10 protein-coding genes and 1 pseudogene are annotated in these 11,950 nt (G+C 33.8%); 2 read left to right on the forward strand and 9 right to left on the reverse strand.

Features of this window, described 5'->3' with window-relative positions; translation table 11 throughout:
- Positions 1-2,718, forward strand: coding sequence for a DNA gyrase/topoisomerase IV subunit A (locus HYN86_RS11555; protein WP_113678165.1), 2,718 nt, complete (start codon positions 1-3; stop codon positions 2,716-2,718).
- A 49-nt stretch (positions 2,719-2,767) separates the two neighbouring features.
- Here HYN86_RS11555 and HYN86_RS11560 read toward each other — a convergent pair.
- Positions 2,768-3,430, reverse strand: a pseudogene (locus HYN86_RS11560) (AAA family ATPase); the annotation flags it as partial.
- Here HYN86_RS11560 and HYN86_RS11565 point away from each other — a divergent pair.
- Positions 3,352-4,089, forward strand: a complete 738-nt coding sequence (locus tag HYN86_RS11565; RefSeq protein WP_230406355.1) for a hypothetical protein — start codon at positions 3,352-3,354, stop codon at positions 4,087-4,089. The pseudogene HYN86_RS11560 and the gene HYN86_RS11565 sit on opposite strands and share 79 nt — an antisense overlap.
- Before the next feature lie 62 nt (positions 4,090-4,151).
- Here HYN86_RS11565 and HYN86_RS11570 read toward each other — a convergent pair whose 3' ends face one another.
- From HYN86_RS11570 to HYN86_RS11605, 8 genes are all read right to left on the reverse strand, one after another.
- Positions 4,152-5,936: a cytochrome-c peroxidase gene (locus HYN86_RS11570; protein ID WP_113678166.1), complete on the reverse strand. Its 1,785-nt coding sequence runs from the start codon at positions 5,934-5,936 to the stop codon at positions 4,152-4,154.
- A gap of 66 nt (positions 5,937-6,002) precedes the next feature.
- Positions 6,003-7,481: a PhoX family protein gene (locus tag HYN86_RS11575; protein ID WP_113678167.1), complete on the reverse strand. Its 1,479-nt coding sequence runs from the start codon at positions 7,479-7,481 to the stop codon at positions 6,003-6,005.
- Between the two features lie 161 nt (positions 7,482-7,642).
- A complete protein-coding gene (locus HYN86_RS11580; RefSeq protein ID WP_113678168.1) occupies positions 7,643-8,272 on the reverse strand; it encodes a 3'-5' exonuclease in 630 nt (209 codons plus the stop codon).
- Positions 8,273-8,274: 2 nt separating this feature from the next.
- On the reverse strand, positions 8,275-10,194 hold the full coding sequence (locus tag HYN86_RS11585; protein ID WP_113678169.1) for a DUF294 nucleotidyltransferase-like domain-containing protein: 1,920 nt from the start codon (positions 10,192-10,194) through the stop codon (positions 8,275-8,277).
- A gap of 157 nt (positions 10,195-10,351) precedes the next feature.
- The gene (locus HYN86_RS11590; protein WP_113678170.1) at positions 10,352-10,723 is read right to left on the reverse strand and encodes a DNA topoisomerase IV; all 372 of its coding nucleotides are present in this window, start codon (positions 10,721-10,723) and stop codon (positions 10,352-10,354) included.
- Positions 10,724-10,857: 134 nt separating this feature from the next.
- Entirely contained in the window at positions 10,858-11,430 is a 573-nt protein-coding gene (locus tag HYN86_RS11595) for a pentapeptide repeat-containing protein (protein ID WP_113678171.1), read from the reverse strand.
- On the reverse strand, positions 11,418-11,732 hold the full coding sequence (locus HYN86_RS11600; RefSeq protein ID WP_113678172.1) for a type II toxin-antitoxin system RelE/ParE family toxin: 315 nt from the start codon (positions 11,730-11,732) through the stop codon (positions 11,418-11,420). The genes HYN86_RS11595 and HYN86_RS11600 overlap by 13 nt, the downstream gene beginning before the upstream one ends.
- Positions 11,717-11,947, reverse strand: a complete 231-nt coding sequence (locus tag HYN86_RS11605; RefSeq protein WP_113678173.1) for a hypothetical protein — start codon at positions 11,945-11,947, stop codon at positions 11,717-11,719. The genes HYN86_RS11600 and HYN86_RS11605 overlap by 16 nt, the downstream gene beginning before the upstream one ends.
- Positions 11,948-11,950: the final 3 nt, after the last annotated feature.

Here is an 11,950-nt window from a genome sequence, read left to right on the forward strand (position 1 = left end):
ATGAAAGACGAAGAAGACGATAACATAATTCCAAACGACGACGAGAATAATTCAGATGAAAACCTGATGGATAATCAGGATGGAGATGACGATGAGATTATCGATGTAGATGCTAAGCATTTTGAAGGACAGCATTTTTACGAAAACCAAGAGGAAGAAGGAGAAGACGTTATTACCAAAGTAACGGGAATGTACAAAGACTGGTTTTTGGATTATGCTTCGTATGTAATTCTGGAACGTGCAGTTCCTGCTATCGAGGACGGATTTAAACCTGTTCAGCGTCGTATTATGCACTCTTTAAAAGAGCTGGATGATGGTCGATATAACAAAGTTGCCAATGTAGTAGGGCACACCATGCAGTATCACCCACACGGAGATGCGAGTATTGGCGACGCCATGGTGCAGATTGGACAAAAAGATTTATTAATTGACTGCCAGGGAAACTGGGGTAATATTTTAACAGGCGACGGAGCTGCAGCTTCGCGTTATATTGAAGCACGTTTATCTAAATTTGCTTTGGAGGTTTTATATTCTCCAAAAATTACAGATTGGGGTGTTTCGTATGATGGTCGTCGTGCAGAACCAAACAATCTTCCGGTAAAATTCCCATTGCTTTTGGCACAGGGTGCAGAAGGTATTGCGGTAGGACTTTCTACAAAAGTGCTGCCTCACAACTTCAACGAGTTGATTGATGCTTCGATCAAAATATTAAAAGGAAAGCCTTTTACGCTTTACCCTGATTTTATGACGGCAGGTATTGCTGATGTTTCTAATTATAACGACGGAATGCGTGGCGGGCGTGTGCGTGTGCGTGCTAAAATTTCGCAATTAGACAAAAATACATTGGTGATTACGCAAATTCCGTTTTCGACCAATACATCTAGTTTGATCGATAGTATTTTGAAAGCCAATGATAAAGGTAAAATAAAAATCAAGAAAATTGAGGATAACACAGCAGCCGATGTTGAAATTTTAATTCATCTTTTCCCAGGTGTTTCTCCAGATAAAACAATTGATGCTTTATTCGCTTTTACAGCCTGCGAAACCTCTGTTGCGCCTTTAGGATGTGTTATTGAAGATAATAAACCGTTGTTTATTGGGGTTTCTGAAATGTTGAAGATTTCAACGCACAGAACTGTGGATTTGCTTCGTCAGGAATTAGAAATTCATTTAGAAGAACTAAAAAACAAGTGGCATTTCTCTACTTTAGAAAAAATATTCATTCGCGAAGAAATGTATATTGATTTCAAGTTGTATGGAGATAGAGAATCGCTTTACAAATATTTATACGATCGTTTTGAGCCTTTCAAAAAATCATTTGTCAGAGAAATCACTGATGAAGATTTACAGCGTTTAACTCAAATCCCAATGATTCGTATTACTCGTTTTGACTCGGATAAAGCCGATGAATTGATTTCAAGGTTAGAAGAAGAAATGAAAGAAGTCGAGCATAATCTAGAGCATTTAACAGATTTTGCTATTGCTTATTTCGCCAAATTAAAAGAAAAATACGGAAAAGGACGTGAGCGTCAGACAGAGCTTCGTGTTTTTGACAACGTTGAGGCTACGAAAGTAGTGTTGCGTAACACGAAACTTTTTGTAAACCGCGAAGAAGGTTTCGTAGGAACCAGTTTAAAGAAAGATGAGTACGTTGCCGATTGTTCTGATATTGATGATGTAATTGTCTTTTTACGCGACGGTACAATGATGATTACAAAAGTTGATGCTAAAACATTTATAGGAAAAGATATAATTCACGTTGCTGTTTTTGATAAAAGCGATAAACGTACGATTTACAACATGATGTATCGTGATGGTAAATCAGGTCCTTCTTATATCAAACGTTTTAATGTGACTGGGGTAACGCGTGATAAAGCTTACGATTTAACTAATGGAACAAATGGTTCTCAAGTAGTTTATTTTTCGCATAATCCAAATGGAGAAGCTGAGGTTGTTACCATATTACTTCGTCAAATTGGAACCATTAAAAAACTGAAATTCGATATTGATTTTGCTAAGCTGGCTATTAAAGGCCGTGGATCAAAAGGAAATTTAGTAACAAAATATCCAATCAAGAAAATCGAATTAAAAGAAAAAGGAATTTCAACTTTACTCCCAAGAAAAGTTTGGTTTGATGATACTGTAAAACGTCTAAATGTTGATGGAAGAGGTGAGTTGCTTGGCGAATTTAAACCTAGTGATAAAATCTTAGTAATAAGCCAGACAGGTAAATTGAAAGTCATTATTCCAGAATTGTCAACACATTTTGAGGAAGATATGATTGTTTTGGAAAAATGGAAGCCTAAAAAACCAATTTCAGCCATTTATTATGATGGAGAAAAAGAGCGCTATTTCTTGAAACGTTTCCTTGTGGAGAATGAAGGTAAAGAGGAAAGCTTTATTACAGACCATCCAAATTCGCAATTAGAGATTGTGTCGACAGATTATCGTCCTGTGGCGCAATTGGTTTTTGCGAAAGTAAAAGGAGTTCAAAAAGAAGATTTACATATAGATGTTGAGGATTTCATAGCGGTAAAAGGTTTTAAAGCACTCGGAAATCAATTAACAACTGACAAATTAAAACAAGTTAATTTGTTAGATCCACTTCCTTATGAAGAACCTATAGAAGAACTTCCAGAGAAACCCGAACTATCAGAAGATGATCCTGTAGAGACAGAATTAGATGATGACGGGCAAATAGGCCTTGTTTTAGAATAATAACGAAAACGCTAAGATATAATCTTAGCGTTTTTTTATTTGATTTAGTCTAATTTTGAGGGATAAATTCCCCTTTAGTCCATTTTACTTCATTGTTTTCGATATGTACAGAAACAGAATCTCCATCTTTTATTTCTCCTGAGATTATTTTCTTAGCTAAAGGTCTTCTTAAATGTGTTCGAATAATACTTTTAATCGGCCTTGCCCCGTATTTAGCATTATACCCATTTTCAGCCAGATAAAGTTTAGCGTCCATTGGAATTTCAACTTTAAGGTTGATGTTTTTGAGTAAATCCATAAACTCTTTTTTGAGATGGATTTCAAATATTTTCAACGCATTTTCTTTACTGATAGGCGCAAAAGGTACAATTTCAGTTAAACGTCCTAAAAATTCTGGTCTGAAATAATTCGCCATAATTTCCATTAAAGAAGTTGAGGCAGGAATTTGACCACTATTAAAAGTTTCAACAATATGGTCTGCACCAATATTCGAAGTAAAAAGAATAATAGCATTAGAGAAATCACCTTCTTTTCCTAGTCGGTCGTGCAGTTTTCCTTCATCCATAATTTGAAGAAAAACATCAAAAACAGACGGATGCGCTTTTTCAATTTCATCAAATAAAACTATTGAATATGGCTTTTGACGAATTTTATTTACGAGCAATCCACCGGATTCATAGCCGACGTACCCTGGGGGCGCACCGTGAATTACTTCAAAACGTTCTGGATGTTTTAAAAGATGAGACTTCCTCTTTTTCCGGATTAGGGAAAGATTTTATGAACAGCTCTTTGGTTCAGATCAATCAATTGCTGGCTTCTGTAGAGCAGCAGGCAAAAGAAAGTGATTTTTCTAAGAATAGTGATCCATATTTAATGATTAAGCCTAAAAATGATGAAAGTGTCGGAAAAGATTTTTCTATCAATTATTGGTCAACCTGTGCAGAAGAAGGAAATGACATTAAAGCAGGAACAGCTTTAGATTGCAAAGATTTATTTTTTGTAAGCAATAAAGTTACCCTGATGACTAATACCGTAGGCGGTGTAAACAAGCAGAATAATAAGGACAGGATTTTAGCTTACAGAAACGCATTACTAACCCGTGGCAGAATTGTAACGTTTGCAGACATCAAAGCGTTTGGATTTAATCATTTTAAAAATTCTATTATCGATATTAAAATAGAAAAAGGAACTCGAAAAGAAATTTCTGTAAAAGCAGGTTTTAGCCGAACGGTAGATATTTTCATAAAAACAAATCCAGAAGAAAAGGAACATTTATCCAATTCGGAATGGGAGTATCTATGTGATAGCTTCATGAGAAACCTTAAGAATAGATCTTCAAATGTATTTCCATATAGAATGTTTGTCAAATAAAAGAGGAACGCCGAAAATTTATATTTTCGGCGTTTTTGTTAATCTGGAAGTTATTATTGGTTTTATTGGTGTTTTTTATCTGTAAGCGTTTTCATAAAAGCAACAAGAGCTTGTTCTTCTTTTACGGTTAAATTCAATTTATCAAACGGCAAAGTTTGATTCTCTACTGAATAACCTAAACCTTGACCGCCGCCTTTATTGTAAAAAGAAACTATTTCTTCGAGTGTTTTAAAAACTCCGTTGTGCATGTACGGAGCGGTAACTGCTGCATTTCGGACGGTTGGAGTTTTAAACGCACCAACCAATTGTGGCATTTTATTATATAAATAACGGCCTTTATCTGGACTCAAAGTTTTGCCTGATGCTTCATTTGGAGTTCCAATAACTTCATGTTCTGTTTTAGAATAGCTTGGCGGAACTGTTCCGTTAAATAAAGGCGTAAAATGACAAGTAGCACATTTTGCTTTTCCCATAAAAAGATTCATTCCTTCAATTTCTTGATTATTAAGACTGTTTTCATTTCCCCTCATGTATTCATCAAATCTGGAGTCAAAGGCATTTAATGATCTAACATAACTCGCAATAGCATTTTGAATCTGCCAGGCTTCTGGTTTTAAAGTTTTCGGATAGGCTTTTTTAAAGAGTTTTATATATTCTTCATCTAGCAGAATTTTGGCATGAATATTATCCATAGAACCATGCATTTCATCTTTATTCTGAATAACATCGACACTTTGTTTTTCTAAATCTAACTGACGCATGTCCCAAAATTGAGCATTTTGTAAAGAAGCGTAAGTTAGGGTAGGAGTGTTTCGTGCTAGATTTGAACCTGTTAAAGATAGATTTGTTTTTAATCCATCTGTAAATGCTTTTTCAGGATGGTGACAGGAAGCACAGCTTCGATCATTATTTTTAGAGAGGCTTTTATCATAAAACAGTTTTTCTCCAAGAACTGATTTGTCCTTCGTAAAATTATATTCTTGTGAAAGCACAAACGCATTTACATCAAAAGCATCTTTGTCAAATAAAGTTTCAATTGTTGGTTTTAAGGGACTGCTTTTCTTTACGTTTTTAATATGCTCTTCTTTCTGAAAAGTTTTTAATTTTTTTGAAATCGGATTTAAATATTCGCTTATAAAAACCGATCGGTTAAAGGCGTTGAAATTGCTGTTTTCTTGGCAGTACTTCTGCGCTTTAGAAACTAATTTTTTTAACTCTGCTAATGATTTATTGTCACCATTAATTTTTTCCAGCGATTCTGGAATCACAATTAAACTTTGTCCCGCTTCCGGAATTGATGATTGCAAAATCGGGCTGTCAAAACCTGTAATTCCGAGAGCGATAACACGAAATACATTTTGCTGAATAGCATCTAGAACATAATCATCACTAATAGCAATTACTTCAAAAGTACTTTTCAGCTGTTTGATGTTCGATTGAAAAATATTCAACTCTCTAATCAAATCTTCTTTACTTTCTTTCTTGTATTCAGGGAAAATCATTTCTTCTATAACCTGAAAACCATGTGGTTCAAAAGACCTATTTTCTTCCAATTCCATTTCATCCAAGGCAGGACCATTCATAAATCTTGCTGTTTCCGGAATAAAATATTCAACTGCCCATTCGACTTTTTTATAAATAAGACGAGATTTTTTGAATTGCTCTAAAATTTCTTTTTGAGAGGAATTGTTGTTTACAAGTTTTTGAAAATGAACGATTTCATTGTCTAATTTGGTTAGATCAATGAGTAAATCTTGTTTAATTGATGCTTTCTGATTTTGATTCTTTTGACATGAAAACAACAAACCAAGCGTTAGAAATAGAAATGTAAAATGCTTTAATTTCATAATGGTATTGTAATAGAAACAACCCTTATCAAAAAATAAGGGTTGTTGATAATTTTAACGATTCTATTATCGTTGTACGTTTCTAATAATTACAGTTTGTCCGCCCTCTTTGTTAGTTTGAGTACCTGAACCATCAGCATTTTTGAATGTATCACTCTGCCAAGTATGCGGGTGAATGTTTACAGTGAATGTATCTGGAACACCAATAATATCCGAAATATCTTCCATTGCTCCATATTCCCAGCTTCCAAACTTCATTTCTCCAGTTTGGTTGTATAGCGTATTCCAAGCCACATCGGTTCTTTTATGGTTCATGTTTAACCACGCTTTGTTTTGTTTTGTAGCGATATTGTACTGCCAGATGTATGAATCATGTTTAGCATCAGCGTAATAACTGTCACCATCTTCCTGAATGTATACGAAGTTTTCTGTTACACATAAGTTATCAGGATTTATGATTCCAGTTCCTGGAGTACTGTCACCTTCCACAGCCAATTCTAAAGTACCTTTTAATGGGTTTGAAGCATCTAATTTTAATTTATAAACTCTTCCCCACATCGTATATCCGTCAACAGGAGCGTTATTAGTAGCCTGACCTGTAGCAGTAAAGTAAATTTCTCTGTTGTTATCTGCGCTTCCTTTTCTGTAATCTACATCTTCAACTCTTGAAAAACGAATTGCTTTTAAGTCGTTTACGGTTGTGTTGATTACAGCACCAGTTAAGTTTTTAGCATTCGGAATTTCAACAAATTCAACTGGATATGAGTTGCTTAATGTCATAGAGGTTTCAACCTGATTTCCGTCTGTTCTTTTTAAAGCATATAATTTTCCGTTAGATAAATCGCCTACAGTACTTACATACATAATTACTTGTCCTGCACTTACGTGAGAAGTAGCGTATGATTGATCTTCTCCAATTAAAATAACAGTTTTCCCCGGATAAGCTTCTTTTGGAAGCGGAACAGCGTTTTCCATACTCGCTTTTCCTAAAGCTGGCAAAACTCGATCTTTTCTGGCTTTGTCTGTAGATAATCCTAACGGATTGATTCCGTGAACCATACTTTCTTGACCACTTTCTCCTGCAGTTAAAAAGATAGGACCAAATCCGTGGATTTCTGGAGTTGCTAAAGTTGCTGAACACAAACGAGTTAAACCTCCAATACCGTCAACTAAATAATCACCTTTTACAGGTTTGAATGTTTTATCTAAATAAACTCTCGAAACCGATTGAAGAATTTCGTGATTAGTAATCATAATATAACCATCACCATTTGGGTCTTTCATTAATCCAGCACCATCAGGCTGAGCTCCATAAATAAATGAAGGAGATTCTGGAAGCACATCTGAACTCGCAATTAAAGTACTTATTTTTAGGTTTTCGAAACCAGGCATTGCATATACAAATGCAGGAACTTTTGAGTGAGAAGTAAAATCGATGCTGGCATTTACATCGTTAGAAGATTTTTTGTCATCATCTTGACAGGAAATTACAGAAAGACCTGCAATTCCAAGCAAAGTAATTGATTTTAAGAAGTTAGCTCTCATAATTTGTTTTGTTTTTTTGATTAGAGCAAAGCTATTCTTCAAAAACAAAATACATGTTATGGCTATTTTTTCTTTTTGCTAATAATTATAAGTCTTGTATTACTAAATGGTAAATATTATTGTCTAAATGTAAATTTAAGATTGATAAAAAAAACTTAAAACTACTTAAAGAGCTGATTTAGATTAATTTCTTTCCTCTCTTTTAGTTTTTTTACAATTTTAAGAAATGCAATGGCTGTTATATAAGCATCGCCCAAAGCAGTGTGTCGGTCTTTTTTTGAAATGTCAAATTTATCAGCAAGATCATCTAAAGTATAGTGATCTTTTCTTTCGAATAAATGGGACTGAATTAAAGTCTTTTTATATAAATAGGCCGTGTCTAAAGTTTTATTGGTTAAATGCGGAAGGCCATTTCTTTCTAAAGCCTTGTTAATCATAGTAACATCAAAAATAGTATGATGTGCAATGATTATCGAATCTCCTAGAAAATCTAAAAATTGCTGCAAAGCCTCTAATTCTGTCGGACGCTTGACAAGCAAATCTTTTAAAATTCCGTGAATTTGAGCGGTAGACTTATCGTAATGATCTTGTTCAAGATATATTTCAAAGCTGTCTTGAATATTAATAATTCCATTTTGAAGCACCAATGCGCCTATGCATAACATTCGGTCATTTTCATAATCAAAACCTGTCGTTTCTGTATCTAATACAACAAAACGAGTTTCTTCGATCGTAATATTTTCATCGAATAGATTATTTTCTTCTTTTTTCCAAAAATTGAATAGACTCATGATTATACCAGATTTGATATATTAAAACGAACTGAAATTAATTCCTGAAGCTCTTTTATGGTTTTAAAAGTACGTTTCAATTTAATTTTTTCCATTTTGGTTAAAGATTCCAATTCGATAAACTGTCCAGAATCATGATGCAAAAGACCTTGTTTGGTCCTGAATTTCAATAAGGCTTTAAACGAATAGGAACACGATAAATACAATTCTCTATTATTAGGTTCCAGTTCTGCCAGTTTTTCAAAACGCTCTGCCGTATTGCTGATTGATTTTACCGAATGCGATAAAATTAAAAGACGCGCTGCATCTGTAAGTGGCATTAAAGCTCTTCGTTTAATATCAAAATTATCTTTGTTTGCACCATCTTGTTCCACTAGAAATTGTCTGAAGAAACCTGTAGGCGATGGACTTTGCAAAGCACCGCTCACTAAATGCATATAAAAAATCGGATTTGCTTTTACATTTTCAAAAATAGATTCAGACAACTGATCTACTATTTCTGCATCTCCGTAAGTCATACTGTAATCAAAGAAAATAAACGAAAGCAATACTTCATTTTTACCAGGATTTGTAATCCAATGATGTACTTGAGCTTTCCATTCGTCCAGACTCATACACCATTTTGGGTTAGAAGCCATCATTTCGGCAGGGCAGTAATCGTAACCAATTTCAAAAAGCCCTTTATTTACAAGTCCAGCAAATTTTTGAAAGTAGACTTTAGTTTCATCTCTAAAAACCTCATTTACATTTTCGTATACAATCGCATTATCTTGATCGGTATGCAGCATTTGCTCGCCTCTTCCTTGACTTCCAAGAGCGAGCCACGCAAATTTTACTGGCGGCGGACTGCTCATTTTATCAATGCAAATTTCGATAACACGTGTAGTACAGGCTTCATTAAGTTCGGTAATGATTTTGGTAATCAAAGTCATCGGAATATTTTGATCCAGATAACCTTGAAGCAATTGCATGATTCGGTTGCGAATAGGTTTTATTTCTTTAATCTTTTTAGTACGTTTCAGCGCTTTTATGAGTACAGCCGGATTATTCCCAAGCGCGACCATAACGTCATGTTTCGATAAAATTCCAACAGCTTTTGTATTTACAGTTCCATCTTTCGTCAAACATAAATGACTGATGTTACTCTTCATCATTGCCATTTGTGCCTCTGTAACTGTCATTTTTTTTGGATACGTAATAACAGGTTTTGTCATTATGGTTTCGGCAGTTGTAGTAATCGGGAAATCTCCCGTAACAATTTTATTTCGAAGATCTTTATCTGTCAAAATACCAATCGGAAGCATTTCATCAACAATTAAAATAGCGCCTACTTTTTTCTGACCCATGATTTTGGCAATATCTTTTACCGTTGTAGACGGACTGCAGGTGACAATTTTTTTAGAGTATTTTATTGGAGCTAAATCAAAAGAATGATTGCTCGAATGCAGATTTTCATTTAACTGATCATCTCCGTACAATTTATCTTTATGAATATCTGAATACGGATTTCGCGTATTCGAAGCGTAACTTTCAATTAAAAAATTACCAACGTTTCTATTTTCAAGTGCATATGGTTTAAAAACCGCAATTGGAACAGCATATAAAATAGTTTCTTCATGCGCAACGGCTTCCATAATATAGTTTTCCTGCGCCAAAAGCGGACGAAGCCCAAAAATATCACCTTCATCACACATGTCTAAAACGGTATTTTTAGTACTTTTTTTCAAAGCAACTGCACCTTTATGTACCACATAAAAAGAGTCGTGCGTTTTGTCGTTTTCAGCAAAAATCACAGCATCTTTTTCTTTATAAATAATAGAAATCTGCTCAGAGAGTTTTTCTAAATCTCTCTGATGCAAAAAATTAAACGGCGGATATCCTTTTAAAAAGTCGGCAACTCGTTGCGAAATGGTATTTTTCATTTGGTCAGATTAGAGTTCTAAAATACTATTTTAAATAGAAATGTAAAAGAAACACGTTATAATAATTTGCCACAAAGGCACAAAGTCGAAAAGAAATAAATCCTTAGCGTCTTTGTGCCTTTGTGGCAAAAAAAGCTCCAAGCTGGAACTTTATTATTTAATCAACTTTATAGACTTTACCTCGCTGTTTTTCTTCAGAACCAACCAAGCCAAATTCAAACGTATAAGAATCTTTAGAAGTATTTAAAATCTTCATGCTGATTGCTTTTTCTTCAGCCATATTCTTCGGATGTTTCTTTTGCAGCACATATTCGCAGTCACTTACCCAGCGTACAGTTGCCGTATCAGTTTTTCCTTCAAAAGTTTCGATTTCGATATCGCCTTTACGTTCAAAATAAGTTGTTTTTTTAACGCCGTTGACTTCAGTTTCAAATTTAAACTTTCCATTTTTAAAATCTTTGCAGTTATGTTCCGTATTATAGCATGATAATAAAGTCAGGAAAGGGAATAAGAATATAATTTTTTTCATTTCAAATAAGTTGTTTTTTTTGAAAGCTAATCTTTGAGCGCAGCCGAGGTTATTTTAATCCTTTTATTCGTTTTCGGTAAAGTTCTTGATTTCTTTTCCTTTGGCAAACTTTTAAGCATTATAATTTACTGATCTTAGACAATTTTAATATCATATTTATCTAACAATCCAACAATACCATCGTTAGAAAATTGCGCTTTTCGCATCGGATTAAATTCGGGATCTATTTTATAATTGTATGCGGTTTTAAAATTAACTCCCGCTAATTGGGTTTCATTAAAAATTGCGCCGTCAAGATCACAATTATCAAAAACAGAACTCGTTAAATTTGTTCCAATAAAAGTTACTTCGCGTACAGAAGAATTGATAAACTTTGTTTTAGGCATTTTTTTATTCGAAAATAAGGCATAATCTAAAGTACATTCTTCAAAATAAACTTGGAACAAAAAATCATCACATTCATTAAAAGCAATTCCTAAAAGTTTACAGTTTTTAAAAGTCACATTTTTTAAACTCGTTCCTGCCAAACTTGTCATAGAAAGATTGCTGTCAATAAATTCGCAGTCTAAAAAAGTATTGTTGGAGAAATTGCTGTTCGAAAAGTCACAATTTTTAAAAACACAATCTTCAAACTCTCGATTGCTTATTTTTTTGTCGATGTAAACAACTTTCTCGAATGTTTTCTGAATGTGAATTATGCCTTCCATGAATGTTTTTTTGATTTTCGAGCGTTATGACGAACTCGTAGAATGAAGATTGAATCTTGAGTTATTTGGTAAGAAATACTATATTCGTAAACAGAATAAACTCTAAAAGTACCATCATTACTAGCTTTTTGTTTGTCAAGTTTGTATATTTCAGGTTGTGTCTTGAGTATTTCAGTACTGTCAAAAATAGTGTTAACTACTTTATCAGCAGTTGTTATTGATTTACTTTCAAAGAAAATATAAAAATGAATATCTTCCAATTGGTTCAAAGCATCACTTGACCAAATTATTTTCTTCCCCATTTTTTTGCAATTTCTTTAGCTTCATCTTCAGAATAGAAATTGCCTTTTTTAATATTGTTTAAGGCATTTTCAATATCTAAATTATACGCTGCGTCTGAATCAATTGCGGTATTATTTATTGATTGTAAAAGATGTTTTAACTTTTCTACAAAAGAAGGATCTTTTACTTTATCAATTTCTTGGTGAATCCAGTTTATTTCTGCTTGTATATCCATAAT

Origin of the sequence: Flavobacterium fluviale (genome assembly GCF_003312915.1) — a bacterium.
GTDB classification, from domain to species: domain Bacteria; phylum Bacteroidota; class Bacteroidia; order Flavobacteriales; family Flavobacteriaceae; genus Flavobacterium; species Flavobacterium fluviale.

What these genes read in the sequence shown, in the direction of transcription:
- HYN86_RS11555 (WP_113678165.1), top strand. Translation starts at nt 1, where the DNA reads ATGAAAGACGAAGAAGACGATAACATAATTCCAAACGACGACGAGAAT.
- HYN86_RS11565 (WP_230406355.1), top strand. Translation starts at nt 3,352, where the DNA reads ATGGCTTTTGACGAATTTTATTTACGAGCAATCCACCGGATTCATAGC.
- HYN86_RS11570 (WP_113678166.1), bottom strand. Translation starts at nt 5,936, where the DNA reads ATGAAATTAAAGCATTTTACATTTCTATTTCTAACGCTTGGTTTGTTG.
- HYN86_RS11575 (WP_113678167.1), bottom strand. Translation starts at nt 7,481, where the DNA reads ATGAGAGCTAACTTCTTAAAATCAATTACTTTGCTTGGAATTGCAGGT.
- HYN86_RS11580 (WP_113678168.1), bottom strand. Translation starts at nt 8,272, where the DNA reads ATGAGTCTATTCAATTTTTGGAAAAAAGAAGAAAATAATCTATTCGAT.
- HYN86_RS11585 (WP_113678169.1), bottom strand. Translation starts at nt 10,194, where the DNA reads ATGAAAAATACCATTTCGCAACGAGTTGCCGACTTTTTAAAAGGATAT.
- HYN86_RS11590 (WP_113678170.1), bottom strand. Translation starts at nt 10,723, where the DNA reads ATGAAAAAAATTATATTCTTATTCCCTTTCCTGACTTTATTATCATGC.
- HYN86_RS11595 (WP_113678171.1), bottom strand. Translation starts at nt 11,430, where the DNA reads ATGGAAGGCATAATTCACATTCAGAAAACATTCGAGAAAGTTGTTTAC.
- HYN86_RS11600 (WP_113678172.1), bottom strand. Translation starts at nt 11,732, where the DNA reads ATGGGGAAGAAAATAATTTGGTCAAGTGATGCTTTGAACCAATTGGAA.
- HYN86_RS11605 (WP_113678173.1), bottom strand. Translation starts at nt 11,947, where the DNA reads ATGGATATACAAGCAGAAATAAACTGGATTCACCAAGAAATTGATAAA.